The 24,049-nt window shown below is 59.5% G+C and carries 25 protein-coding genes; 14 read left to right on the top strand and 11 right to left on the bottom strand.

The features are described from left to right. Window positions 1–160: 160 nt before the first annotated feature. Window positions 161–478: an EscU/YscU/HrcU family type III secretion system export apparatus switch protein gene (locus ACIQYF_RS06610; protein WP_402858370.1), complete on the bottom strand. Its 318-nt coding sequence runs from the start codon at window positions 476–478 to the stop codon at window positions 161–163. Then, on the bottom strand, window positions 475–2,049 hold the full coding sequence (locus ACIQYF_RS06605; RefSeq protein ID WP_402858367.1) for a flagellar hook-length control protein FliK: 1,575 nt from the start codon (window positions 2,047–2,049) through the stop codon (window positions 475–477). Before ACIQYF_RS06605 ends, ACIQYF_RS06610 begins: the two co-directional genes overlap by 4 nt. A gap of 192 nt (window positions 2,050–2,241) precedes the next feature. On the opposite strand from ACIQYF_RS06605, the gene ccmA reads away from it, so the two are divergent. The 11 genes from ccmA to ACIQYF_RS06550 all read left to right on the top strand — a co-directional run bounded on the left by ccmA (window position 2,242) and on the right by ACIQYF_RS06550 (window position 10,661). Further along, window positions 2,242–2,877, top strand: a complete 636-nt coding sequence (gene ccmA / locus ACIQYF_RS06600; RefSeq protein ID WP_402858758.1) for a cytochrome c biogenesis heme-transporting ATPase CcmA — start codon at window positions 2,242–2,244, stop codon at window positions 2,875–2,877. Next, entirely contained in the window at window positions 2,874–3,542 is a 669-nt protein-coding gene (gene ccmB, locus ACIQYF_RS06595) for a heme exporter protein CcmB (RefSeq protein ID WP_402858364.1), read from the top strand. Before ccmA ends, ccmB begins: the two co-directional genes overlap by 4 nt. A 92-nt stretch (window positions 3,543–3,634) precedes the next feature. Continuing rightward, window positions 3,635–4,393, top strand: a complete 759-nt coding sequence (locus ACIQYF_RS06590) for a heme ABC transporter permease (RefSeq protein WP_402858362.1) — start codon at window positions 3,635–3,637, stop codon at window positions 4,391–4,393. After that, complete coding sequence (gene ccmD / locus ACIQYF_RS06585) at window positions 4,390–4,566, top strand: heme exporter protein CcmD (RefSeq protein ID WP_402858359.1); 177 nt, start codon at window positions 4,390–4,392, stop codon at window positions 4,564–4,566. The genes ACIQYF_RS06590 and ccmD overlap by 4 nt, the downstream gene beginning before the upstream one ends. Continuing rightward, window positions 4,563–5,036, top strand: coding sequence for a cytochrome c maturation protein CcmE (ccmE, locus tag ACIQYF_RS06580; RefSeq protein ID WP_402858356.1), 474 nt, complete (start codon window positions 4,563–4,565; stop codon window positions 5,034–5,036). Before ccmD ends, ccmE begins: the two co-directional genes overlap by 4 nt. Then, a complete protein-coding gene (locus ACIQYF_RS06575; RefSeq protein ID WP_402858353.1) occupies window positions 5,036–7,024 on the top strand; it encodes a heme lyase CcmF/NrfE family subunit in 1,989 nt (662 codons plus the stop codon). The genes ccmE and ACIQYF_RS06575 overlap by 1 nt, the downstream gene beginning before the upstream one ends. Next, entirely contained in the window at window positions 7,021–7,557 is a 537-nt protein-coding gene (locus ACIQYF_RS06570) for a DsbE family thiol:disulfide interchange protein (RefSeq protein ID WP_402858350.1), read from the top strand. Before ACIQYF_RS06575 ends, ACIQYF_RS06570 begins: the two co-directional genes overlap by 4 nt. Further along, window positions 7,554–8,030 (top strand): cytochrome c-type biogenesis protein, encoded by a 477-nt coding sequence (locus ACIQYF_RS06565; protein WP_402858347.1) that lies wholly within the window; start codon window positions 7,554–7,556, stop codon window positions 8,028–8,030. The genes ACIQYF_RS06570 and ACIQYF_RS06565 overlap by 4 nt, the downstream gene beginning before the upstream one ends. Continuing rightward, on the top strand, window positions 8,023–9,225 hold the full coding sequence (gene ccmI, locus ACIQYF_RS06560) for a c-type cytochrome biogenesis protein CcmI (RefSeq protein ID WP_402858344.1): 1,203 nt from the start codon (window positions 8,023–8,025) through the stop codon (window positions 9,223–9,225). The genes ACIQYF_RS06565 and ccmI overlap by 8 nt, the downstream gene beginning before the upstream one ends. A gap of 68 nt (window positions 9,226–9,293) precedes the next feature. Continuing rightward, a complete protein-coding gene (locus ACIQYF_RS06555) occupies window positions 9,294–9,689 on the top strand; it encodes a hypothetical protein (protein WP_402858341.1) in 396 nt (131 codons plus the stop codon). A 129-nt stretch (window positions 9,690–9,818) separates the two neighbouring features. Beyond that, on the top strand, window positions 9,819–10,661 hold the full coding sequence (locus ACIQYF_RS06550; protein ID WP_402858338.1) for a PhzF family phenazine biosynthesis protein: 843 nt from the start codon (window positions 9,819–9,821) through the stop codon (window positions 10,659–10,661). A gap of 15 nt (window positions 10,662–10,676) precedes the next feature. Here the strand turns inward: ACIQYF_RS06550 and ACIQYF_RS06545 are convergent, their stop codons facing one another. The 7 genes from ACIQYF_RS06545 to gcl form a co-directional block, all read right to left on the bottom strand. Next, on the bottom strand, window positions 10,677–12,614 hold the full coding sequence (locus ACIQYF_RS06545) for a DNA topoisomerase III (RefSeq protein WP_402858335.1): 1,938 nt from the start codon (window positions 12,612–12,614) through the stop codon (window positions 10,677–10,679). Window positions 12,615–12,830: 216 nt separating this feature from the next. After that, window positions 12,831–13,826, bottom strand: a complete 996-nt coding sequence (locus ACIQYF_RS06540) for a sulfate ABC transporter substrate-binding protein (RefSeq protein ID WP_402858333.1) — start codon at window positions 13,824–13,826, stop codon at window positions 12,831–12,833. Window positions 13,827–13,919: 93 nt separating this feature from the next. After that, complete coding sequence (locus tag ACIQYF_RS06535; protein ID WP_402858330.1) at window positions 13,920–14,741, bottom strand: ion transporter; 822 nt, start codon at window positions 14,739–14,741, stop codon at window positions 13,920–13,922. A 39-nt stretch (window positions 14,742–14,780) separates the two neighbouring features. Then, the gene (locus ACIQYF_RS06530; RefSeq protein WP_402858327.1) at window positions 14,781–15,671 is read right to left on the bottom strand and encodes an urea transporter; all 891 of its coding nucleotides are present in this window, start codon (window positions 15,669–15,671) and stop codon (window positions 14,781–14,783) included. 114 nt (window positions 15,672–15,785) lie between these two features. Further along, window positions 15,786–16,673, bottom strand: a complete 888-nt coding sequence (locus ACIQYF_RS06525) for a 2-hydroxy-3-oxopropionate reductase (protein ID WP_402858324.1) — start codon at window positions 16,671–16,673, stop codon at window positions 15,786–15,788. A 45-nt stretch (window positions 16,674–16,718) separates the two neighbouring features. After that, window positions 16,719–17,501 (bottom strand): hydroxypyruvate isomerase, encoded by a 783-nt coding sequence (gene hyi, locus ACIQYF_RS06520; protein WP_402858321.1) that lies wholly within the window; start codon window positions 17,499–17,501, stop codon window positions 16,719–16,721. 56 nt (window positions 17,502–17,557) lie between these two features. Further along, entirely contained in the window at window positions 17,558–19,333 is a 1,776-nt protein-coding gene (gene gcl, locus ACIQYF_RS06515; protein ID WP_402858318.1) for a glyoxylate carboligase, read from the bottom strand. A 269-nt stretch (window positions 19,334–19,602) separates the two neighbouring features. Between gcl and ACIQYF_RS06510 the strand changes: the two genes are divergently transcribed. Further along, window positions 19,603–20,043 (top strand): heme-binding protein, encoded by a 441-nt coding sequence (locus tag ACIQYF_RS06510; protein WP_402858315.1) that lies wholly within the window; start codon window positions 19,603–19,605, stop codon window positions 20,041–20,043. A gap of 279 nt (window positions 20,044–20,322) precedes the next feature. Here ACIQYF_RS06510 and ACIQYF_RS06505 read toward each other — a convergent pair whose 3' ends face one another. Next, window positions 20,323–20,928, bottom strand: coding sequence for a TetR/AcrR family transcriptional regulator (locus ACIQYF_RS06505; protein ID WP_402858312.1), 606 nt, complete (start codon window positions 20,926–20,928; stop codon window positions 20,323–20,325). 133 nt (window positions 20,929–21,061) lie between these two features. Between ACIQYF_RS06505 and ACIQYF_RS06500 the strand changes: the two genes are divergently transcribed. Further along, a complete protein-coding gene (locus ACIQYF_RS06500) occupies window positions 21,062–22,003 on the top strand; it encodes a DUF808 domain-containing protein (protein WP_402858309.1) in 942 nt (313 codons plus the stop codon). Here the strand turns inward: ACIQYF_RS06500 and ACIQYF_RS06495 are convergent. Beyond that, a complete protein-coding gene (locus tag ACIQYF_RS06495) occupies window positions 22,000–23,205 on the bottom strand; it encodes an MFS transporter (protein ID WP_402858306.1) in 1,206 nt (401 codons plus the stop codon). The two genes, ACIQYF_RS06500 and ACIQYF_RS06495, sit on opposite strands and share 4 nt — an antisense overlap. Before the next feature lie 196 nt (window positions 23,206–23,401). On the opposite strand from ACIQYF_RS06495, the gene ACIQYF_RS06490 reads away from it, so the two are divergent. After that, entirely contained in the window at window positions 23,402–24,004 is a 603-nt protein-coding gene (locus ACIQYF_RS06490; RefSeq protein WP_402858303.1) for a TetR/AcrR family transcriptional regulator, read from the top strand. Window positions 24,005–24,049: the final 45 nt, after the last annotated feature.

Below are 24,049 nucleotides of genomic sequence, written 5' to 3'. Positions count from 1 at the left end.
CTGCCACAAACTCCAAAAACGCCCGCGCTTTGGCTGCCGGTAAATGGCGCGACGGGTAGAAGGCGTACAGCGCAAAACGCTGATCAGGCCAATTGGGATACAACTCCACCAAACGGCCGAGTTGTTGCAGGTGTCAGGGTAAGGGCAGCTCCCACGGTGTCTAGCGCGGCGTAATATCACGCTCCACCGGCTCCGCATCCGGGTCAAAGCCCTCTGGGAACTTGCCTTTGAGCTGCCAGGCAAAGGCAATAATCTCGGCCAGTGTGCGGTACAGCTCCTGCGGGATGCTGTCGCCCAATTCCATGCGTGCCAATAACCTGACCAGTTCGGCATTCTCATAAATAGGCACTTCGTACTCTCGGGCCAGTTTAAGGATGGCTTCAGCCAGTGCGTCATCGCCTTTGGCCGTCAGGGTGGGGGCCTGTTTACCGTCGTATTTGAGGGCAATTGCCTGACGCGGTTCCCAAGGTGTGCTCATGCGGTGTCGTCGACCCAACGTTGTTCAAGTTTGGCAGGGCCGCTGTCGGGCGGTGTGCCTTGGTGACAGTCGAGGTCGGTGACGCTCAGGCCTGCATCATTCAAGCGCTGACGCAGCACGCCCAGTTGGCTGGCGATCAGTTCGGCCGTGTCGCTGCGTTGCGCCCACAATTGCCCGGACAGGTTGCCACGAATCAATTGCGCCTGCACATGCAGCGGCCCCAAGGGCGTCAGGTCGAAAGCCAGTTCGACGCGCCACAGTTGATCCTTGGTTTCGCGGTGTTCACGTTTGTCTTCCGGCCCTTGCTCGGGCGGCTCTTCGCGCTGGAATTTGACCTGCAGCGGCACGATGTCGTGGGCGTTGCGCATAGGGATTTCCAGCTGCCAGGTGGTCAGCAGATTACCGTCTGCGGTGCGCCCGCTTTGCTCCAGGCTCGCCAGTTGATGGCTTTGCAGGCGCGAAATGGCGGCAGCGGCGAGTTTGAGCAGGTGTTCCAGGCTGTTTTCAGCATCGCCACTTTGCAGCAGGCGCGGCGGCAGGGGGAAACCGCCCGGTTGAGGCTTGGCGCTGACCTGGCCGAGCATGCCCAGCGCGTTGCGCACGAAAGTGGGCAACGCCTGCGCCTGAATGCTGGCGGCAACCCCAGGGTTGAACGTGGCGTTGCCCGGAACACCGGGCAGGATGTGCGCAATCAGGCGCAGCAGGGAGGCTTTCATGTCCGGGGCCAAGGCTTGCAATTGTCCGCCGAGCAGTTTTGCTTCCAGAAACGCGCCACTGTTAAGCAGACTACTGCTTAGCGTGCTGGGGTTGCTCAGTTGTTGGGGGGTCGGCAAGCCGTTCAACAGCTTGTCGATCGCACTGCGCAGTTCGTCCGGCATGCTGTCGCTGTCGGTTGGCAGATTTTGCAAGGTATTCAACAGGCCTTCGAGCGAGCCTTGGCGGGCTTGCTGGGTGGCCAGTTGTTGGGCAATGGCCAATTGGTCTTGGCGCCCACTGAGCGGTACGAAGTTCAGGGTTTGGCTGTCTTGTACCTGCGCGGTCAGCAAACTGTTCACGCGCAGGGGCTGCGGGCTGTCGAGGGTCAATGTGCTGGCGCTCAAGGCGCTGTTGAGCAAGGTCACGATTGAGCGATAGACCACAGGTTGCCCGGCCGCCTGGGGCAACGCTTGAGTGCTCAGTACCTTGCCCTGCAGCAGCGTGCCCACGGGCAATTGTTGCAGATCAAGGCGGGTGAGGGCAGCGGCGCTGCTGCTCAAGGCTTGTGGGATGCTGATCGCCAGGTTGCCAGGTGAGGGTTGAGTCACCGACAGTAGCGTGCCCAGAGGCAAAGGTTGGTTGCTGTTGACCTGCACGTGAGTCTGCTGGCCGCTGTCGAGGGTCAACTTGAGCAGCAACTGAAAGACCGCATCGCCTTGTTTCAAAGACAAGACTTGTGCTTGGGCGCTTTGGCCCGGTCCTATCAGGTCATCGAGCGGTTGCAGCAGCTTGAGCACTTCACCACCGACAGCGCCGGGACGTAGGTTGCTGGGCGCAGCTTGTGGGATGGGGGGAATATTCATATCGCTTTTCATCGTCACAACCTGTCGAAATTGCCCTCTTTAGAGTAGGACATGGCATGTATAATGCGGCCCCGTTGGTTAAGGGGCTTGAAAAACAACACAATTCTTTGATCCAGCTCTCTTATACAGGCCGTAAATGCATTTATGCTGCATCACTTTAACGGCCACGCCCGCGCCGACTTGAACCGTGAAGGCCTCAATTACGTGACCAGCCCTTTTCTTGAAGCCGTAGCGCTCGCCTGTGAGCGTGACTGGCGTCTGTTGTTCGAAAATCTCGAATTGCGCCTGAGCCCCTGCGACATGCTACAAATCAGCGGCCCCAATGGCAGTGGCAAAACCAGCCTGCTGCGTTTGTTGGCGGGCCTGATGCAGCCGACCACGGGCCAGATACGGCTCAATGGGCTGCCCTTGAGTGAGCAGCGCGCGGAGTTGGCCAGCAACGTGCTCTGGATCGGTCATGCGGCCGGGATCAAGGACTTGCTCACCGCCGAAGAAAACCTCAGTTGGCTCTGTGCCCTGCATCGTCGTGCGAGCCGCGAAGCGATTTGGGCTGCCCTGGATGCCGTCGGTCTCAAGGGCTTTGAAGATGTGCCTTGCCACACCTTGTCGGCCGGGCAGCAGCGGCGTGTAGCGCTGGCTCGCCTGCACCTGGACAGCCCGGCGCTGTGGATTCTCGACGAACCGTTTACAGCACTGGATAAACAAGGCGTTGCGCAACTTGAAGAACATTTGGCCCGCCACTGTGAACGCGGTGGCATGGTGGTGTTGACCACTCACCATACGTTGACCCGAATGCCTGCCGGTTATCGCGATATAGACCTGGGGCGTTGGTCCGTATGAGTGTGTTTGCATCGTTGCTGGCGCGTGAAGCGCGTTTGCTGTTTCGGCGTCCGGCCGAGTTGGCGAACCCGTTGGTGTTTTTTGCGATTGTGATTGCCCTGTTTCCGTTGGCCGTTGGCCCCGAGACTCAATTGTTGCAAACCTTGTCCCCTGGTTTGCTCTGGGTGGCCGCGCTGTTATCGGTTCTGCTCTCGCTGGACGGGCTTTTTCGCAGTGATTTCGAAGACGGATCACTGGAGCAGTGGGTCCTTTCGTCGCACCCTTTGCCACTACTGGTGTTGGCCAAGGTACTGGCACACTGGGCGTTTTCCGGGCTGGCTCTGGTGATTTTGTCGCCATTGCTGGCGCTGATGCTGGGATTGCCGGTGGCCTGCTTGCCGGTGTTGTTGCTGTCGTTATTGCTCGGCACCCCGGTGTTGAGTTTGCTCGGTGCCGTGGGCGCCGCGCTCACAGTGGGGCTCAAGCGCGGTGGCTTGCTGCTGGCGTTGCTGATTTTGCCCTTGTATATCCCGGTGCTGATCCTTGGCAGTGGCGCGTTGCAAGCGGCATTACAAGGCATGCCCGCGACCGGTTATCTGTTATGGCTGGCAAGCCTGACCGCCCTGGCAGTCACCCTGACACCTTTTGCTATAGCGGCCGGCCTGAAAATCAGCGTCGGTGAATGAATAATGAGGTCTGGCCCCGCAAGGGCCAGTAAAGACCCGCGCTTTGATAACGGCCCGCACAGGCCGCGTCAAAGCACCGTGATGGAAACAGCGTGATGAACTGGACTTGGTTTCACAAACTCGGCTCGCCCAAATGGTTCTATGCCATCAGCGGGCGCTTGCTGCCTTGGTTGAGTATTGCCGCCGTACTGCTGATTGTCAGTGGCGTGGTCTGGGGGTTGGCATTTGCGCCGCCGGACTATCAGCAAGGCAACAGCTTTCGCATCATCTATATCCATGTTCCGGCTGCCATGTTGGCGCAGTCCTGCTACGTGATGCTGGCGGTGTGCGGGGTGGTGGGGCTGGTCTGGAAGATGAAAATCGCTGACGTCGCGCTGCAATGCGCCGCGCCCATCGGCGCCTGGATGACCGCGTTGGCGCTGGTCACTGGCGCCATCTGGGGCAAACCGACCTGGGGATCGTGGTGGGTGTGGGATGCACGCCTGACCTCAATGCTGATTCTGCTGTTTCTATACTTCGGCCTGATTGCCCTGGGCAATGCCATTACCAATCGCGACAGTGCAGCCAAGGCTTGCGCGGTGCTGGCGATTGTCGGCGTGATCAACATTCCGATCATCAAATACTCGGTGCAGTGGTGGAACACCCTGCACCAAGGCGCAACTTTTACCCTTACCGAAAAACCGGCGATGCCGGTGCAAATGTGGCTGCCGTTGCTGCTCACCGTACTCGGCTTTTATTGCTTCTTTGGCGCCGTGCTGTTGCTGCGCATGCGCCTGGATCTGCTCAAGCGTGAAGCGCGCAGCAGTTGGGCCAAAGCTCAAGTGTCTAAAGCGCTGGAGGGTACGCGATGAGTTTTGCTTCTTTCAGCGACTTTGTCGCCATGGGCCATCACGGTCTGTATGTCTGGTCGGCCTATGGTATTTGCCTGGCGGTGCTGGCGTTAAACGTGGCGCTGCCGCTGGCGGCGCGCCGACGTTATTTGCAACAAGAGGCGCGTCGTCTGCGTCGGGAGCGTTCGAAGTGAATCCGCTGCGTAAAAAACGTTTGATCATCATTCTGGCGATTCTGGTCGGCATCGGCGCTGCCGTCGCACTGGCCCTGAGCGCCTTGCAGCAGAATATCAACTTGTTCTACACCCCGACCCAGATCGCCAATGGCGAAGCACCCGTTGATACCCGGATTCGCGCGGGCGGCATGGTCGAGGCCGGATCGCTGAAACGCTCGGGCGACTCGCTGGACGTTGAGTTCGTGGTCACTGACTTCAATAAGGCGGTGACCATTCAATACCGTGGCATCTTGCCGGACCTGTTTCGTGAAGGGCAGGGCATTGTCGCGCTGGGCAAGCTCAACGCCCAAGGCGTGGTGGTGGCTGATGAAGTGCTGGCCAAGCATGACGAAAAATACATGCCGCCCGAAGTGACCAAGGCGCTCAACGAGAGTGGCCAGTCTGCGCCTGCGCCGGTCGAACCTGTACCGGCTAAAGAGGTTAAGTGATGACGTCTGGACTGTTTATTCCCGAATTGGGCCACTTGGCCATGATTCTGGCGCTGTGCTTTGCCATCGTGCAGGCCAGCGTGCCGTTGCTCGGTGCCTGGCGCGGCGACAAATTGTGGATGAGCCTGGCGCAACCGGCGGCCTGGGGCCAGTTCGCCTTTTTGCTGTTTGCCTTTGGCTGCCTGACGTACGCGTTTATGGCCGATGATTTCTCGGTGGCGTACGTGGCCAGTAACTCCAACAGCGCGTTGCCGTGGTACTACAAGTTCAGCGCCGTGTGGGGCGCCCACGAAGGGTCGTTGCTGTTGTGGGCAATGATTCTGGGTGGCTGGACCTTTGCCGTGTCGGTCTTCTCGCGCCAGTTGCCGCAAGTGATGCTGGCGCGGGTGCTGTCGATCATGGGCATGATCAGCGTCGGCTTCTTGCTGTTTCTGATTCTGACCTCCAACCCGTTCGCACGCTTGCTTCCGCAAATGCCTGCGGATGGCCATGACCTCAACCCACTGTTGCAAGACATCGGTCTGATCGTTCACCCGCCGATGTTGTACATGGGCTATGTCGGTTTCTCGGTGGCCTTTGCCTTCGCCATTGCCGCGTTGCTCGGTGGCCGGCTGGATGCCGCGTGGGCGCGTTGGTCGCGCCCCTGGACCCTCGTGGCGTGGGCCTTTCTCGGCATCGGTATCACGTTGGGTTCGTGGTGGGCGTATTACGAACTTGGCTGGGGCGGCTGGTGGTTCTGGGACCCGGTAGAAAACGCCTCCTTTATGCCATGGCTGGTCGGCACGGCGCTGATTCACTCGCTGGCCGTGACGGAAAAACGCGGGGTGTTTAAAAGCTGGACCGTGCTGCTGGCCATTGCCGCCTTTTCGTTGAGCCTGCTCGGAACCTTCCTGGTGCGCTCCGGCGTGCTGACGTCGGTGCACGCGTTCGCGTCCGACCCTGAGCGCGGGGTGTTTATCCTGATTTTCCTGCTGTTCGTGGTGGGTGGTTCGCTCACGCTGTTTGCGCTGCGTGCGCCGGTGGTCAAAAGCCATGTCGGATTCAACCTGTGGTCGCGTGAGACGTTGCTGCTGGGCAACAACCTGATTCTGGTAGTGGCTGCGTCGATGATTCTGCTCGGCACCTTGTACCCACTGATTCTGGACGCCATCAGCGGCGCCAAAATGTCGGTCGGCCCGCCGTACTTCAACGCGCTGTTTATCCCGCTGATGGGCGTGCTGATGGGGGTGATGGCGGTGGGGGTGCTGGTGCGCTGGAAAGACACGCCGATCAAGTGGCTGCTGGGCATGCTGACCCCGGTGCTGCTCGGCAGCGCTGCGCTGTCGGCGATTGCCGGTGTGGCCTATGGCGACTTCAACTGGGCAGTGATGACCACCTTTATGCTGGCGGCTTGGGTGTTGCTGGCCGGGGTGCGCGACATTGGCGACAAGACCCGTCACAAAGGCCTGATCCAGGGCATGCGCAGCCTGACCCGCAGCTATTGGGGCATGCAGATCGCGCACCTGGGGATCGCGGTATGCGCGCTGGGCGTGGTGTTGTCGAGCCAGAACAGTGCCGAGCGCGACCTGCGTCTGGCGCCGGGCGAGTCGATGGAACTGGCCGGTTACCAGTTCGTTTTTGAAGGTGCCAAGCATTTTGAAGGCCCGAACTTCACGTCGGACAAAGGCACTGTGCGCGTCATGCGCAACGGCAAGGAAGTCAGCGTGCTGCACCCGGAAAAACGTTTGTACACGGTGCAAAGCTCAATGATGACCGAAGCCGGGATCGACGCCGGTTTCACCCGCGACTTGTACGTGGCGCTCGGCGAGCCGTTGGAAAATGGCGCTTGGGCGGTCCGCGTACACGTTAAGCCGTTTGTGCGCTGGATCTGGTTTGGCGGTTTGCTCACCGGGTTCGGTGGTTTGCTGGCGGCGCTGGACCGCCGTTATCGGGTCAAAGTTAAAACCCGCGTGCGCGACGCGCTGGGCATGACAGGAGAAACCGCATGAGACGCTGGCTAATGCTGGTCCCGCTGGTGGTGTTTTTGGGCATGGCGGGGTTTCTCTACAAAGGCTTGTACCTGGACCCGACCGAGTTGCCGTCGACGCTGATCGGCAAACCTTTTCCGGCGTTCAGCCTGCCGTCGGTTGAAGGTGACAACACCCTGACCGAAGCCGACCTCAAGGGCAAACCGGCGCTGGTTAACGTCTGGGCCACGTGGTGTGTCTCGTGCAAAATCGAGCACCCGGTGCTGACCAAACTGGCCGAGCAGGGCGTGGTGATCTACGGCGTTAACTACAAGGACATCAATGCGGACGCGAAAAAGTGGCTCAATGAGTTCCACAACCCGTATCAGTTGGACATCAACGATGAAACGGGCTCGCTGGGCCTGAACCTGGGCGTGTACGGCGCACCGGAAACCTTTTTGATAGACAGCCAAGGCATTATTCGCCACAAGTTTGTTGGGGTGATCGACGAGCGCGTGTGGCGCGAGCAACTGGCTGGCAAATACCAGGCACTGGTCGACGAGGCCAAGCCATGAAGCGCTGGTTAGCGGCTGTTGCTCTCGGCTTGACGCTCACGGGCGTGGCCCAGGCGGCCATCGACATCTACGAGTTTGCCAATGACGCTGAACGTGCGCGCTTTCGTGAACTGACCCAGGAACTGCGTTGCCCCAAGTGCCAGAATCAGGACATCGCTGATTCCAACGCCCCTATTGCCACCGACCTGCGCCGCGAGATTTTCCGCATGCTGGGCGAGGGCAAGGACAACCAGCAGATCATCGACTTTATGGTCGACCGTTACGGCGACTTTGTGCGCTACAAGCCGCCCCTGACCAGCAAAACCGTGGTGCTGTGGTTCGGCCCGCTGGCCCTGCTGGTGGGTGGTTTGGTGGTGATCGGAGTGATTGTCGGGCGCCGCCGTCGCACACAACCTGTTTCAGGTTCGGACACACTTTCTGCCGAGGAGCGTCAGCGCCTCGACACCTTGCTGGATAACACCAAAGATGATTGATTTCTGGCTCGCAGCAGGCCTGCTGCTACTGATCGCCCTCAGCTTCTTGCTCATTCCGGTAGTGCGCGGTCGTCGTGCCCAGCGCGAAGAAGACCGCACCGCCTTGAACGTGGCGCTGTACCAAGAGCGCGTGGCCGAGTTGCAGGTTCAGCGTGAAGAAGGCGTATTGACGGCTGAGCAACTGCAAGCAGGGCGCGCCGAAGCCGCCCGTGAACTGCTGGCGGACACCGAAGGTGTGGCCCCGTCGCGCACCTCCAGCCTTGGCAAGGCCGTGCCGGTTTTGGCTGCGATCCTGGTGCCGGTCCTGGGCCTGGGGTTGTATGTGCACTTTGGTGCCAGTGACACAGTTGAGCTGACCCGCGAATTCTCGACGCCGCCGCAATCACTGGAAGAAATGATTACACGCCTTGAGCGTGCCGCCGCCGCGCAACCGGACTCGGCCGAGAGTTGGTACTTCCTGGGCCGCGCCTACATGGCCCAAAACCGGCCGGCCGATGCGGCCAAAGTATTTGAGCGGGCGGTTGCACTGGCCGGGCGGCAACCAGAACTGTTGGGGCAGTGGGCTCAGGCGCAGTACTTTGCCGACCATAAAAAGTGGAGCGACAAGACCCAGGTGCTGACCGATGAAGCCCTGAAGGCCGACCCGAAAGAAGTCACCAGTCTTGGTTTGCTCGGCATTGCGGCTTTTGAGGGCAAGCGCTATCAGGAGGCAATCACTTACTGGGATCGACTGTTGAAGCAATTGCCTGAAGGCGATCCGTCTCGCGAAGCCTTGCAAGGTGGCATTGAGCGCGCCCGTGAGCAATTACTCGCCAGCGGCGCAAAGGTTGAGGCCGTGCCTGCGACCAAGGCCCAGACGTCGATCAACGTCAGCGTCGATTTGGCGGATGCGGTCAAAGCCAGCGTATTGCCCGGTGACAGCGTCTTTATCTTTGCCCGGGCAATGTCAGGACCTGCGGCGCCGCTGGCGGTCAAACGTGTGACCGTGGCCGACCTGCCCATCACCGTGGAATTAGGCGATGCCGACGCAATGATGCCGCAATTGAAACTGTCCAACTTTCCTGAAGTCCAACTGGTTGCGCGCATTTCCCGTGCTGGCCAACCGACAGCTGGCGAATGGGTAGGGCGCAGCAAACCGTTGGCCAACAGCACCCAAACGCTGCAACAGCTGACCATCGACAGCCCGGATAACTAAGCGGCCCTGACCCTTGCAGGAGCGAGCGTGCTCCTACAGGTAAGCCCGCACTAACATGAGAACCCGTTATGGCCGCACTGGCTCGAATCACCCTGCTCAGTCTGGTATTAGGCCTGAGTGCTTGCGCGGCTCATCAGCCCTACGAACCCACCGCACCGTCGCCCCCCAGCCCCGTCCCGGCGCCTCAGCCTTCTGATAAGCCGCTGCCGGACATGCCCATCCCGCAGCCGCCTAAACCGATGCCGCGCACCTCGGCCACCTTCGCGCCGCCGCCGGGTGGCCCGAGCCACTGGGATGCGCGCCTGGGCGTTTACGTGCTGGACGACCAGAGCAACATCTTCTATCGCCAGCGCACCTACTACCGTTGGGACAACGGTTGGAGCCGCTCGGTCAGCCCGAAAGGACCGTGGGAAGACACCGACATCAGCGGTGTGCCACCCGGCTTGAGTCGGCAGTTCAAGTAGCGCTGAAAGGCGAACTGGGGGCACCGCCCCTTGCAGGCGCGCGCTTTTGATTTTCTAAAAGATCACGAGACAAGTTCGCGCCTACAGGGGAATATCCGGGCTCTAATTGTTCGCCATAAGGAGCCCGGCATGAGCCAATTTGAATTCAAGCAAGTGGATGTGTTCAGCACCGTTGCCCTTAAAGGTAATCCGGTGGCTGTAGTGTTGGATGCCGACAGTTTGACCGATGAGCAAATGGCCGATTTTGCGCGTTGGACCAACCTCAGTGAAACCACCTTTGTGCTCAAGCCACAAAACCCCGAGGCAGATTATCGCCTGCGCATTTTCACCACCCTCCAAGAGCTGCCGTTTGCCGGTCATCCGACGCTGGGCAGTTGCCATGCCTGGCTGCAAGCCGGTGGCAAACCGCGTGGTGAAGAGATCATTCAAGAGTGCGGCGTAGGGCTGATCACTATTCGCCACAGCGGCGAGCAACTGGCCTTTATTGCGCCGCCACTGCTGCGCTCTGGGGCTATTGAAGAGGCGTTGTTGCAGCGTATCTGCGCGGGTTTACACCTAGAGCAGCACGATGTGTTGCAAGCGCGCTGGGTCGATAACGGCCCCGGTTGGGTAGCCGTGCTGCTGCGTGATCGTGAGCAAGTACTGGCCTTGAACCCCGATTACGCCCAACTGCAGGGCGTGGCCTTGGGCGTGGTGGCGCCCTGGACGCCTGAGCGTGATGGCGATGAGGCGCAATTTGAAGTGCGTGCATTTGTGGCGGGCGACGGCATGTCTGAAGATCCGGTCACCGGCAGCCTGAACGCGGGACTGGCGCAGTGGTTGATCGCAGACGGGCTGGCCCCGGCACGCTATGTCGTCAGCCAAGGCACCGCCATGGGCCGTGCGGGGCGGGTTTTCATTGAGCAGGTCGGCCAGGATATTTGGGTCGGTGGCGCAGCGGTGACCTGCATTTCGGGGTCTTTGAGCCTTTGATCGACGCCTGATCACTCATGCACTTTTGGCCTTGGTCACGCGCTTGGCCTTGGGTTTGCCCGCCGGGCTTTTGCGTTTTTTCTTCCATGCTGGCGCCACACCCGCCGGGCTGGCCGGGCCGCTGATGGTCAGGCGCAGACCGCTGCAGCGCTCGATGTGTTTGCTCATCCAGGCGGCTTGTTTGGCGACGAAGATGTCGAGGGTCATTTCGCCGCTTTGCACCATATCCAGCGCTTGCTCCCAGATAGCGGTGGTGCCTGGATCGGCGATGGCGCGGGGTACGGCGTCGATCAGGCTGAAAGCCGGCGCTGTGGCCGCCAGTGCCTTGCCGTTTTTGATCAGGTAGCCGCGGTCGAGCAAGCCTTGAATGATGCCGGCGCGGGTCGCTTCGGTGCCGATACCGGTGGTGTCTTTGAGCTTTTGTTTGAGCAGTGGGTCTTGCACCAGTTTGGCGACGTTTTTCATCGCTTTGATCAGGTCGCCTTCGGTAAAGGGCTTGGGCGGTTGGGTCCACAGGTCTTTGAGGTGGACGTTGGCAATCGCGCAGTCGAGCCCTTCACGCAGAACCGGCAAAGGTTGCGGCGCCGCAGCTTCGCGGCCTTTGGCCGGGGCCAGGGCTTCAGGCAGGGCGCGTTTCCAGCCCGGCTCGACGATTTGTTTGCCGACGGCGCGCAGGTGCTGGCCAGCACAATCGAAATCGGCCTGCGTGCGGTCGTATTCGTGGCTGGGCAGAAACTGCGCCAGATAACGCGCACGAATCAGGGTGTAAACAGCGCGGTGTTTACCGCTCAGGCGTTCGAGATTTTTAGCGGCGGCGGTGGGGATGATGCCATGGTGAGCGCTGACTTTGGCGTCGTTCCATGCCCGTGAGCGGCGTTGTGGGTCGAGGTGTTCGGCCAGCGGCGCAAGGCTTGGATCGGCCTGGCGCAAGGCCGTCAGAATTGAGGCAGCTTCGGCGTGCTGGCTTTGGGGCAGGTAGCCGCAATCACTGCGCGGGTAGGTCACGACTTTGTAGGTTTCGTACAACGCTTGGGCGATGTCGAGGGTTTCCTGGGCGCCGAGGCCGAGCTTTTTTGAACACACTTCTTGCAGGGTGCCAAGGTCGAATGGCAAGGGCGCGACTTCGCGCATGCGCTCGGTGCGCAGTTTGCTGACCCTGGCATGGCTGGCGTTGTTGATCGCCGTTGCGGCCTGTTGTGCATGAGCCTGATTGAGGCAGCGGTCCTGATCGTCGCAGGTGTCGGGGTCGGCCCGCCATTGGGCGGTGAACAACTGGTTGGCATGGTTGAGCTGCACGTCAATCGCCCAATACGCGACGGGCACAAAGTCGCTGATGCTGCGATCACGGTCAACCACGAGACGCAGGGTCGGCGTTTGCACTCGGCCTACGGGCAAGACGCCTTGATAGCCTGACTGGCGCCCAAGCAAGGTAAACAGGCGACTCATGTTCATGCCTATCAACCAGTCGGCCCGCGAGCGTCCCAGGGCGGAGTGGTAGAGGTTGAAGGTTTCGGCGCCGGGCTTAAGAGCGCCCAGGGCCTTGCGAATCGACGCGTCGTCCAGGGCTGACAGCCACAGGCGCTGGATGGGCCCGCGATAGCGGCAGTGCTCGACCAGTTCGCGGGCGATCATTTCACCTTCGCGGTCGGCGTCAGTGGCGATGACCAGTTCGCGGGCTTCTCCGAGCAGGCGTTTGACCGCTTTGTACTGGCTGGCAGTTTTGGGTTTAACCCGCATCTTCCATGTGTCAGGCACGATCGGCAGGTCGGCCAGCACCCAACGCTTGTAGCGTTCGTCGTAGGCGTCTGGCGGGGCGGTTTCGAGCAGGTGACCGATGCACCACGTGACCGTGGCATCAGGCCCCACCCAGCAGCCATCACCGCGTCGGCTGGCGCCGAGCACGGCCGCAATGTCTTTGGCCTGGGAAGGTTTTTCACACAGAAACAGCCGCATAGCTCCACTCATTCATCATGCCGCGCATAAGGTGCACAGCATGGGCAGAGAATGGCGCGAGGGCAACTGTTTTTACTGTGTTTTTGTACAGCTCGCCTGTGTGAGGCTTGTAACTGCTGCCCAAGGTTGCGATGGGGTGCGCAGCGGCCCTCAGAAGGTGAAGGTCCCGCGGCCCTTATCGCAACCTGTTTCTCGGCAGCGGCTATACCTGCAAGATTACTGGCCGTAGATCTGGTCGAATACGCCGCCGTCGTTAAAGTACTTTTTCTGCACGTCGCGCCAGTCACCGAAGGTTTTTTCAACCGAGAGGAAGTCGACTTTCGGGAAGCGGTCGTTGTACTTGGCCAATACCGCCTTGTCGCGTGGGCGCAGGTAGTTGTTGGCGGCAATTTCCTGGCCTTCTGGCGACCACAGGTATTTCAGGTATTCATCGGCTGCCGCACGGGTGCCTTTTTTGTCGACGACCTTGTCGACCACGCTTACTGGCGGCTCGGCTTCAGCCGAGACGCTTGGGTAGATCACTTCGAATTGGTCGCGGCCGAATTCGCGGGCGATCATTTCCGCTTCGTTTTCGAAGGTCACCAGCACGTCGCCGATCTGGTTGGTCATAAAGGTGGTCGTGGCGGCACGGCCGCCGGTGTCCAGCACCGGTGCCTGTTTGAACAGCTTGCCGACAAAGTCTTTGGCCTTGGTTTCGTCGCCGCCATTTTTCAGCACATACCCCCAGGCCGAGAGGAAGGTGTAGCGGCCGTTACCCGAGGTTTTCGGGTTAGGCACGATCACTTGCACGCCATCCTTGAGCAGATCCGGCCAGTCATTCAGGGCTTTCGGGTTGCCTTTGCGAACGATAAACACGGTGGCTGAGGTGAACGGCGCGCTGTTGTCCGGCAGGCGGGTAACCCAGTTCTCTGGCACCAGTTGGCCGTTATCGGCCAGGGCGTTGATGTCGGTGGCCATGTTCATGGTGATCACATCAGCTTTGAGGCCGTCGATGACCGAGCGGGCTTGTTTGCTGGAACCGCCAAATGACATCTGCACGTTGATGTTGTCTTTGTGCTCGGCTTGCCAGTGTTTCTGAAAAGCAGTGTTGTAGTCCTTATAGAAGTCCCGCATGACGTCGTAGGACACGTTCAGCAACGTGGTGTCCGCGTGCGCGAAGCTGCTGAGGGCAAGGCCGGCGGCCAATACGGAGGCGCTAAAGAGTTTTTTCACTGCGTATTCCTTGTTATAGGGAGCAATAGGGGCAATTTGCCAGCGACTATAGCGGGTGATGCATAGTCCTTAAAAGATTAAAAAGCACTTTGGTTATACGTTTTTAGTAAAGAGTGGATTGCCACAGCGCGAGCAAAAAGACGCCGATGTTTCGTGCTGATCTTTCTTGCAGGTAGGGCATTTGTGCTTCAGCTGCTCACCGCGCATGGCGTTGGCCAGTTCGGCAGTGAATATCCCGGTGGGCACCGCGATGATCGAGTAACCGGTGATCATCACCATGGCCGAAATGATTTGCCCCGGGATTGTTTTTGGCACGATGTCGCCATAACCCACCGTGGTCAGGGTCACGATGGCCCAATAGATACTGACCGGGATGCTGGTATACCCGTTTTCCGGGCCTTCGACCACGTACATCAAGGTGCCGAACACGGTCACCAGCGTGGAGACCCCGACTAAAAATACGATGATTTTCTGTTTGCTGCCGCGCAAGGCCGAAAGCAGGTAGTTGGCCTGGCTCAGGTACGGCAGCAGTTTGAGAATCCGGAATATGCGCAGCATGCGAATGATGCGGATGATCAGCAGGTACTGCGCGTCGCTGTAATAAATCGCCAGAATCCCCGGCACGATGGCCAGCAAATCCACCAGCCCGTAAAAGCTGAAGGCGTAGCGCAGGGGTTTGGGCGAGCAGTACAGGCGCAGGCCGTATTCGACCGCAAACACAAAGGTGAAGCCCCACTCGATGTTCGCCAACAGATCGGCGTAGTTGCGGTGAATACTGTTAATGCTGTCCAGTATCACCACCACCAGGCTCGCCATGATGATCAACAACAGGGTGGTATCAAAGCGGCGTCCGGCTGGCGTGTCGGACTGAAAGACCATCACATACAGGCGCTGCCGCCAATCCTGATTATTCATGTAGGTTGCTCGATACCCAAATGTCAGAAGATTCGGGTATTAACGCTCGATGCGCAACCTGCTTTGCTTGTCATCTGCAACGGGTTGCGGTCTGAACAGCCGTATACCGCTGACGATCAACCAGCAACCGAGCACAAACGGGGCGGTTAATGGCGGCACCCCTAAAGCCTTGAAAACCGGCGTCAGCAGCAACGTGACGGCGATACCGCTGAGCGGCAGCCAGACGCCGCGGCGTTGCTGGCTTAAGGCCAGTGCGGCCAAAGCCGGGTTGTAGCCCGCCAGCCCGCTGAGCGCCGCACTGGCATCGTGTTGGTAAAAACTGAACAAAAGCCCCGCCAATGAACCGATGAGTGCCCACACGGCAGCGCGCCAACGGCTTAGCCACAGGCCCAGCACAATCAGCAACCCGGCGACCGGGTGTTGCAGCAGCATGACCTGCCCGATGCCTTTGAACAGCCCTGCAGCCAGGGTAAGACCGCTGATTGCGTGCACGTGTTCGGCCTGCGCAGGGACAGGATTCAGGCTGAGCAGCATCCAGCCCAGGCCCACGAACGGCGCGGTATAGATCAACAGGCTTTGAGGGTGGGTGGCTCGCTTGAGCCATTGATGAACCAGCATGCTGCTGAGCCCGGAACTGGCAATGATCAGCAGCGGCAGCATGGCTGACCACGGCAATTGATGGCTCAGCAGTAACCCCAGCAACACGCCGTTGTAACTGTAGAGCCCGGCCTGGCGCTCGGTTTTCGCATAGCCGCGACGTTGCGCGGTCAGTAAACCTGCGATGGCGCCGAGCAATGCGCCGCCCACTAGCGTGGGCGCGCTGATCACAATGGCCAGCAGGCACAAAACGCCGCAGAGCGGGTGGCGTTGCAGAAAAATCTGGCTGAAACCATTGCACAGGGCGGTGGCCCAATCGGGGCAATTAGTCATGGTGCAATCAACTTTCTCGGGGTGTGCGAAGGCCCCGCGGGCTGCGATCTTTTTAAAGGTCAAAAGATCGTAGCCTGCGGTAGCTCCCACAGGTTGCGGATGTCTCGGGTGGGATTAGTCGCGGATAGAGAAGTTGGCCATGTGCTCCAGGCCTTTGATCAGCGCCGAGTGGTCCCAGTTGCTGCCGCCTATAGCGGCGCACGTGCTGAACACCTGTTGGGCGTTGGCGGTGTTGGGCAGGTTGATCCCCAGTTCACGGGCGCCCGCCAGTGCCAGGTTGAGGTCTTTCTGGTGCAGGCTGATGCGGAAACCAGGATCGAAGGTGCCTTTGATCATGCGTTCACCATGCACTTCCAGAATCTTCGACGAAGCGAAACCGCCCATCAGCGCTTCGCGCACCTTGGCCGGGTCGGCGCCGTTTTTGGCGGCAAAAACCAGGGCTTCAGCGACGGCCTGAATGTTCAGTGCAACGATGATCTGGTTTGCCACTTTAGCGGTTTGACCGTCGCCATTGCCGCCCACCAGGGTGATGTTTTTGCCCATGCTTTGCAGCAGGGGCAGGGCGCGGGCGAAGGTTTTTTCATCGCCGCCGACCATGATGCTCAAGGTGCCAGCCTTGGCCCCGACTTCGCCGCCTGACACAGGAGCGTCAAGGTATTGCGCGCCCTTGGCGTTGATTTTTTCAGCGAAGGCCTTGGTCGCGGTAGGAGAGATCGAACTCATGTCGATCACCACTTTGTTCGGGCTCAGACCGGCTGCGATGCCGTCTTCGCGAAACAGCACGTCATCGACCTGTGGGGTGTCGGGCACCATGACGATGATGAATTCGGCTTCCTGGGCGACTTCTTTCGGGCTGGCCAGCGCGATGGCACCTGCGGCCACCAGATCGGCCGGAGCGGCGCCATGGTGAGTGGACAGGAACAGGTTGTGCCCGGCCTTTTGCAGGTTGCTGGCCATAGGCGAGCCCATGATTCCGGTGCCGATAAATCCGATTTTAGCCATGACAAATCCTCTTGTTTTTATTAGGTGCGAAACCTGTCGCCGGTCTTACACCGCGTTATGCGTTTTAAGCCATACCAGCCCAGCTTCGGTGCTGGTCAGCGGCTTGTATTCGCAACCCACCCAGCCCTGATAGCCGATGCGGTCCAGGTGATCGAACAGGAAGCGGTAGTTGATCTCGCCAGTGCCTGGCTCATGCCGTCCAGGGTTGTCGGCCAGTTGGATGTGGTTGATCTGTGGCAGGTGCGTTTGCATCGTGCGCGCCAGATCGCCCTCCATGATTTGCATGTGGTAGATGTCGTATTGCAGGAACAGGTTGGCGCTGCCGACCTTGTCCTGAATCGCCAGCGCTTGCTGGGTGTTATTGAGATAAAAGCCCGGGATGTCACGGGTGTTGATCGCTTCCATCACCAGCTTGATGCCCACCGCCTGCAGTTTGTCGGCGGCGTATTTGAGGTTGCTCACAAAGGTGCTTTCGACAGTCGCATCGTCCACGCCTTGCGGGCGGATGCCGGCCAGACAGTTGATTTGTGTGTTGCCCAGGACTTGCGCGTAGGCGATGGCCAGGTCGACACCCGCCTGGAATTCTTCAACCCGATCCGGGTGGCAGGCAATGCCGCGCTCGCCCTTGGCCCAATCACCGGCGGGCAGGTTGAACAGCACTTGGGTCAGTTTGTTGGCATCCAGATGCGCCTTGATCTCGGCGCTGCTGTAGTCGTAAGGAAACAGGTATTCAACGCCGTGGAAACCAGCATTGGCAGCCGCTTGAAAACGGACAAGGAAATCCTGTTCGGTGAACAGCATGGACAGGTTGGCAGCAAAACGCGGCATGGTGAACTCCTGCTTTTGGTGCCCTCTCCCTGTGGGAGAGGGGAAGGACTAATCAGTTAATCGAGCATTGAAATGGCGGTCGGTGCATCGTTACCCACCAGCGCCAGATCTTCAAATTCGTTGACTGCGTTGATTTCGGTGCCCATCGAAATATTGGTCACGCGCTCCAGAATAATCTCCACGACCACCGGGACGCGGAATTCTTTGATCAGCTCTTGAGCCTTGCGCAGCGCAGGCTGGATGTGGTCCGGTTCAAAGACGCGCAGCGCCTTGCAGCCCAGGCCTTGCGCGACGGCGACGTGGTCGACGCCATAACCGTTGAGTTCCGGAGCGTTGAGGTTGTCGAAAGACAGCTGTACGCAGTAGTCCATTTCGAACCCGCGCTGTGCCTGACGGATCAGACCCAGGTAGGAGTTGTTTACGACCACGTGGATGTACGGCAGGTTGAACTGTGCGCCAACGGCCAGTTCTTCGATCATGAACTGGAAGTCATAGTCACCCGACAAAGCAACCACGCTGCGGCTTGGGTCGGCTTTGACCACGCCCAGCGCCGCGGGAATGGTCCAGCCCAGTGGCCCGGCCTGACCGCAGTTGATCCAGTGACGCGGCTTGTAAACGTGCAGGAACTGCGCACCGGCTATCTGCGACAAACCGATGGTGCTGACATAGCAAGTGTCTTTGCCAAATACCTGGTTCATCTCTTCGTACACGCGCTGCGGCTTGACCGGCACGTTGTCGAAGTGGGTCTTGCGGTGCAGGGTAGCTTTGCGTTGCTGGCAGTCTTGCAGCCAGGCGCTGCGGTTTTTCAGTTTACCGGCGGCTTTCCATTCACGGGCCACTTCCAGGAACACCTTGAGCGCAGAGCCTGCGTCGGAAACGATGCCCAGATCAGGGGTGAATACACGGCCGATTTGCGTGGGCTCAATGTCGACGTGAATGAACGTGCGGCCCTCGGTGTACACCTCAACCGAACCGGTGTGCCGGTTGGCCCAGCGGTTGCCGATGCCCAGCACCACGTCGGATTTGAGCAGGGTGGCGTTGCCATAACGGTGCGAAGTTTGTAGGCCAACCATGCCCACCATCAGCGGGTGATCGTCGGCAATCGTGCCCCAGCCCATCAGGGTCGGGATCACAGGAATGCCGGTCAACTCGGCAAACTCCACCAGCAGCTCGCTGGCGTCGGCGTTGATCACGCCACCGCCGCTGACCAGCAGCGGGCGTTCGGCCTGATTAAGCATCGCCAGGGCCTTTTCGACCTGGACGCGCGTGGCCGAGGGCTTGGCCAGCGGCAGTGGCTCGTAAGCGTCGATGTCGAATTCGATTTCAGCCATTTGCACATCAAACGGCAGGTCGATCAGCACCGGGCCTGGGCGGCCGGAGCGCATTTCGTAAAAGGCTTTCTGGAACGCATACGGCACTTGGCCCGGTTCGAGCACGGTGGTCGCCCACTTGGTCACGGGCTTGACGATGCTGGTGATGTCGACGGCCTGGAAGTCTTCTTTGTGCATCCGCGCCCGGGGTGCCTGGCCGGTGATGCACAGAATCGGGATCGAGTCGGCAGAGGCGCTGTAAAGCCCAGTCACCATGTCAGTGCCCGCCGGGCCGGAAGTGCCGATGCACACGCCAATGTTGCCGGCTTTGGTGCGGGTGTAGCCCTCGGCCATGTGCGAGGCGCCTTCCACGTGGCGAGCAAGGACGTGATCGATGCCGCCCACTTTTTGCAGGGCTGAATACAGCGGGTTGATGGCGGCGCCCGGAATACCAAAGGCCGTGTCGACACCTTCGCGACGCATTACCAAAACGGCGGCTTCGATTGCTCTCATTTTGCTCATTTGATTGTGCCTCTTACGTTTTATAATTGTATACAAGTGGCTGTGTGCCGAGTTTATTCATGGACGGGTGTACAGGTCAATCGGTTTTGTTTGATCGGGTGGTAGAAGGAGATGAGCCGCATCTACGGGCTTTCTTGATTGCGGTTTTAGTTCTTTAAGCTAAAAATTGTATACAAACTACATGATTATTGTGTTCTATTGGTTGTGTTCGGGCTGCGCTCATACAGGCGCGCGCCAGGCTTTCCAATAACAAAATAAGGACGGCAACCATGAGTGCTTTAACCTTGAAAGTCGCTTTAAACCTGACCGCTCAAGCGCTCGGCGCGGGTCGGCAGATCAATGCATCCCCGCTGACGGTGGCGGTGCTCGACGCGGGCGGGTATTTGCTGGCCTTGCAGCGTGAGGATGGCGCGAGCCTGCTGCGGCCCAACATTGCGATTGGCAAAGCCTGGGGCGCGATTGCCTTGGGTAAAGGGTCGCGCTTACTGGCGCTGGACGCACAGCAGCGCCCGGCGTTTTTCGCGGCACTCAACGGGATGGGGCAGGGCGACGTCGTGCCTGCGCCGGGTGGTGTGTTGATTCGTGATGATCAAGGCAATGTGATCGGTGCGATTGGCATCAGCGGCGACACCTCGGACATTGATGAGCAATGCGCGATCAGCGCGGTAGAAGGGCTAGGGCTGCGGGCAGATGCGGGGGTTGCGGTTTAAGCGCAAAGCTTGTCTTTGTGGGAGCGTGCTTGCTCGCCACTGGTGTGGGCGAGTTTGAGTGCGACGGGATCAGTTCTGTTTTTATGCGCCGCATTGGGATACCTAGCGTTTGCTATAAAACTGATCGGACAGATTGTCTTGATTATAGAAGTTGAGCCCCCACAAGAAAAACCATGAGTACGCCTGCAAAAAAATTATCTGTAAAACTGCTGAAGACTGTAAGGCATTTATTTAGACGGTCGCAGTCTTCGGCAGCGCTTGCGGGAATTTGTTTTGGTTTTAATCCGGGGCGCAGCCCTTGAGCACCAGTCGAATAATGGTCTGGGTCGCGGCTTCGTAGTCGCTGTCGTCAAGCTTGGCCTTGCCAGTGATGGCGGAGATTTGCCAGTCAAAGTCAGCATAGGTCTGGGTCGCCGCCCAGATGCTGAACATCAGGTGGTGCGGGTCGATCGGGGCGATTTGCCCACGGTCGATCCAGGTCTGGATGCAGGCGATGTTGTGCTTGGCTTGGGCGTTGAGCAGTTCGACCTGTTTTTCACTCAGGTGCGGAGCGCCGTGCATGATTTCGCTGGCGAATACTTTTGAGGCAAACGGCAGTTCACGCGAAATCAGAATTTTTGAACGGATGTAATTGCTCAGCACTTCGTTCGGCTCGCCGTCGGCGTTGAACGGGGTTGAGACTCGCAGGATCGGCTCGATGATGCTTTCGAGCACTTCGCGGTACAGGTTTTCTTTGGACTTGAAGTAGTAATAGACGTTGGGCTTGGGTACCCCGGCCTTGGCTGCGATGTCGCTGGTTTTGCTGGCGGCGAAACCTTTGTCGGCGAATTCTTCGCTGGCGGCTCGCAAAATCAGTTCTTTATTACGCTCGCGGATACTGCTCATAAACCGGGTATTTCCTTGCCTGTGGTGGCGGTCGGGCATGGTAGCACCGGGCTTGCGGGCGGCTCAAGATTGCAGCTTATAGGCTGACGCACGCTATGCTTAGGTCCATTGACACTTTAAGGAATACTCCTCCATGGCAGGCAGCAGTTTGCTGATGTTGCTCGACGATATTGCCGCCGTGCTTGATGACGTCGCGTTAATGACCAAAATGGCTGCAAAAAAGACGGCCGGGGTGCTGGGCGATGATTTGGCGCTCAATGCGCAACAGGTGTCGGGCGTACGCGCGGAGCGCGAGTTACCGGTGGTCTGGGCGGTGGCCAAAGGCTCGTTCCGTAACAAGTTCATTTTGGTGCCCGCCGCCTTGGCGATCAGCGCATTTGTGCCGTGGGCGGTCACGCCGTTGCTGATGGTGGGTGGGGCTTTCTTGTGTTTCGAGGGCTTTGAGAAGCTGGCGCACAAGTTTTTGCACAGCAAGGAAAGCGCTCACACAGAGCGTCAAGCCTTGCAAGACGCTGCCGCCCGTTCTGATGTCGACCTGGCGGCGTTTGAGAAGGACAAAATCAAGGGCGCGGTGCGCACCGATTTTATTTTGTCGGCCGAGATCATTGCTATCACCCTGGGCACCGTTTCCGAGGCGCCGTTGATCCAGCAAGTGGTGGTGCTGTCCGGTATCGCGATTGTGATGACCATCGGCGTGTATGGCGTAGTCGCGGGTATCGTCAAACTGGATGACGGTGGCCTGTACTTGACTCAGAAGAGTGGCGAGGGCGCCTGGCGACGCTTTCAGCGCAGCTTCGGGCGTGGGGTGTTAAATGCCGCACCGTACATGATGAAAAGCCTGACGGTGATCGGTACCGCCGCGATGTTTTTGGTCGGTGGCGGGATTCTGACCCACGGCGTGCCGGTGCTGCATCACTGGATCGAAGGCGTTGCGCAAAACACCACGCCGTGGCTGGGTTCGGTGTCGGCGATTGTGCCGCCCTTGCTTAACGCCGTGGCCGGCATTATTGCCGGCGCAGGGGTATTGGCGGTGGTGAGTGTGGCAAGCAGGGCCTGGCGCGCCGTGAAAAGCTAGGCCAGCGCGCGAGAGGGGGGGGAGGTGCTGTTTTGCAGCAGGCGATAGCCCAACACGGCAAACAGCAGCATGCTCAGACCCGCCGCCATCGACACCTTGAAACCGGCCGTTGCGCCGCAAGCATCGATCACCCAGCCGCCTGCTACGGCGCCGAGGGCAGCGCCGATGCCCAGGCCGGTAATCATCCAGGTCAGGCCTTCGGTCAGCTTGGCCGGTGCGACGATGTTTTCCACCAGCGCCATCGCCGTAATCAGCGTAGGGGCGAAAAACAGCCCCGCGACAAACATGGCGGCGGCCAGGGTGATGATGCTGTTGGCCCACATCAGCGGCACCATGGTGATGGCAGTGGCCAGTGCACCCAGCAGGAAGAGCCTGGGCAATGGCATCTTCAGTTTGAGCATGCCAAAGGCCAGCCCGGCGATGCAGGAGCCCAGCGCGTAGACCGAGAGCACAATGCTCGCGGCGGCGGGCTGGTTCTGATGCTGAGCAAAGGCCACGCTGACCACGTCGACGGTGCCAACAATGGTGCCCAACCCCAACAGCGCCATGACCAACACCCGCACGGCGCCCTGACGCAATACAGTACCGTTATTGTCCAGCGTGCGTGGGTGTACCGGCGGCTCGGTTTTGCGTTGCAGCACAAACGCGCTCACCCCCACGGCCATGAAGATCGCCGCAACCAGTGGTCCGGCCTGTGGGAACAGTGCCACGCTGAGGCCTACTGAAATGGGCGGGCCAACGATAAAACACACCTCATCGAGCACCGATTCGAAGGCGAAGGCGGTGTGCAGTTTGGGCGAGCCGCGATACAACTCGCTCCAGCGGGCGCGGACCATCGCGGGCATGCTGGGCATACACCCGGCAAGGCCGGCGCAGACGAACAGCGTCCAGTCAGGCGCCTCTAGATAGCTGCACAGCAGCAACGCGAGCATGGCGCACACACCGATGGCGGCGGCGCCTGGCAAGACGCGGCCTTGGCCGTAGCGATCAACGGCGCGTGAGATTTGTGGTGCCAGCAACGCCATTGCCAGGGCGAAGGTCGCCGCCACGGCACCAGCCAGCCAATACGAGCCGTGCAATTGCGCGAGCATGGTGATGATGCCGATACCCGCCATGGAGACGGGCATACGGGCGATCAGGCCGGCGGCGCAAAAGGCCTTGCTGCCGGGGGCGCTGAAAATCTCGCGATAAGGGTTAGCCATACAAGCTCCGGAACGTTGCAAGGGGCCTGGTGGAGTGAGCGTGCCTCGCGATTCTTTAACGATCAAAAGATCGTGAGGCACGCTCGCCCCTTCAGGAGGGCATGTATTTCTACATACGCGGCGTATGTAGAAATATACGCATACGTGGTGTATGTCAATTAACATACGCCGCGTATCTCAAAAAAAGGTGGCACACATGGCGCCCAAAGCGCGGTCGCAGATGATTGAACAAACCCGTGGCAAGCTGCTTGATGCTGCGCGTCAGGCGTTTGGCTCGATCGGTTATGCGCAGACTTCTATGGACGAGTTGACGGCCTCGGTCGGGTTGACCCGTGGGGCGTTGTATCACCACTTTGGTGACAAGAAGGGCTTGTTGCAGGCGGTGGCGAAGCAGATCGATGCCGAACTGGATGCGCAATTGGCGCAGGTGTTTGCGCAAGCCGCGAGCCCTTGGGAAGGATTTGGGGCGCAGTGCCGGCTGTATCTGGAAATGTCGCTGCAAGTCGAAGTACAACGCATCATCTTGCGTGATGCGCCCTCGGTACTGGGCGCTGAGTATTTACAGAGCAGCCAGTCGGCGTGCAAAGCCTCGGTGGGTGGGATTCTGCAAGGCTTGATGGACACGCAGGTGATTCAGCGCACCGACCCTGAGGCGTTGGCACATTTGATTCAGGGCGGCTTGATGGATGCGTCGTTTTGGATTGCTGAGGCCGAGGACCCGCCGCAGCGTCTGAAGGCGGCGCTGGGCAGCCTGGACGTGATGCTGCGGGGGTTGCTGCTGGCGCCTCAGCCTTCGTAGGCGCGAGCGTGTTCGCGATCTTTTAAACGATCGCGAACCTTTGGT

Source organism: Pseudomonas sp. NPDC096917, from assembly GCF_044762555.1.
Classification (GTDB): Bacteria; Pseudomonadota; Gammaproteobacteria; order Pseudomonadales; family Pseudomonadaceae; genus Aquipseudomonas.
The sequence above is the reverse complement of the archived record's forward strand: the minus strand, read 5'-3'. Positions and strand labels throughout refer to the sequence as shown.

Bases quoted from the DNA above. Each gene is read 5' to 3' on its own strand.
- ACIQYF_RS06610 (WP_402858370.1), bottom strand. From the start codon at position 478: ATGAGCACACCTTGGGAACCGCGTCAGGCAATTGCCCTCAAATACGAC.
- ACIQYF_RS06605 (WP_402858367.1), bottom strand. From the start codon at position 2,049: ATGAAAAGCGATATGAATATTCCCCCCATCCCACAAGCTGCGCCCAGC.
- ccmB (WP_402858364.1), top strand. From the start codon at position 2,874: ATGAGTGTGTTTGCATCGTTGCTGGCGCGTGAAGCGCGTTTGCTGTTT.
- ccmD (WP_402858359.1), top strand. From the start codon at position 4,390: ATGAGTTTTGCTTCTTTCAGCGACTTTGTCGCCATGGGCCATCACGGT.
- ACIQYF_RS06575 (WP_402858353.1), top strand. From the start codon at position 5,036: ATGACGTCTGGACTGTTTATTCCCGAATTGGGCCACTTGGCCATGATT.
- ACIQYF_RS06570 (WP_402858350.1), top strand. From the start codon at position 7,021: ATGAGACGCTGGCTAATGCTGGTCCCGCTGGTGGTGTTTTTGGGCATG.
- ACIQYF_RS06565 (WP_402858347.1), top strand. From the start codon at position 7,554: ATGAAGCGCTGGTTAGCGGCTGTTGCTCTCGGCTTGACGCTCACGGGC.
- ccmI (WP_402858344.1), top strand. From the start codon at position 8,023: ATGATTGATTTCTGGCTCGCAGCAGGCCTGCTGCTACTGATCGCCCTC.
- ACIQYF_RS06555 (WP_402858341.1), top strand. From the start codon at position 9,294: ATGGCCGCACTGGCTCGAATCACCCTGCTCAGTCTGGTATTAGGCCTG.
- ACIQYF_RS06550 (WP_402858338.1), top strand. From the start codon at position 9,819: ATGAGCCAATTTGAATTCAAGCAAGTGGATGTGTTCAGCACCGTTGCC.
- ACIQYF_RS06545 (WP_402858335.1), bottom strand. From the start codon at position 12,614: ATGCGGCTGTTTCTGTGTGAAAAACCTTCCCAGGCCAAAGACATTGCG.
- ACIQYF_RS06535 (WP_402858330.1), bottom strand. From the start codon at position 14,741: ATGAATAATCAGGATTGGCGGCAGCGCCTGTATGTGATGGTCTTTCAG.
- ACIQYF_RS06530 (WP_402858327.1), bottom strand. From the start codon at position 15,671: ATGACTAATTGCCCCGATTGGGCCACCGCCCTGTGCAATGGTTTCAGC.
- ACIQYF_RS06525 (WP_402858324.1), bottom strand. From the start codon at position 16,673: ATGGCTAAAATCGGATTTATCGGCACCGGAATCATGGGCTCGCCTATG.
- hyi (WP_402858321.1), bottom strand. From the start codon at position 17,501: ATGCCGCGTTTTGCTGCCAACCTGTCCATGCTGTTCACCGAACAGGAT.
- gcl (WP_402858318.1), bottom strand. From the start codon at position 19,333: ATGAGCAAAATGAGAGCAATCGAAGCCGCCGTTTTGGTAATGCGTCGC.
- ACIQYF_RS06510 (WP_402858315.1), top strand. From the start codon at position 19,603: ATGAGTGCTTTAACCTTGAAAGTCGCTTTAAACCTGACCGCTCAAGCG.
- ACIQYF_RS06505 (WP_402858312.1), bottom strand. From the start codon at position 20,928: ATGAGCAGTATCCGCGAGCGTAATAAAGAACTGATTTTGCGAGCCGCC.
- ACIQYF_RS06500 (WP_402858309.1), top strand. From the start codon at position 21,062: ATGGCAGGCAGCAGTTTGCTGATGTTGCTCGACGATATTGCCGCCGTG.
- ACIQYF_RS06495 (WP_402858306.1), bottom strand. From the start codon at position 23,205: ATGGCTAACCCTTATCGCGAGATTTTCAGCGCCCCCGGCAGCAAGGCC.
- ACIQYF_RS06490 (WP_402858303.1), top strand. From the start codon at position 23,402: ATGGCGCCCAAAGCGCGGTCGCAGATGATTGAACAAACCCGTGGCAAG.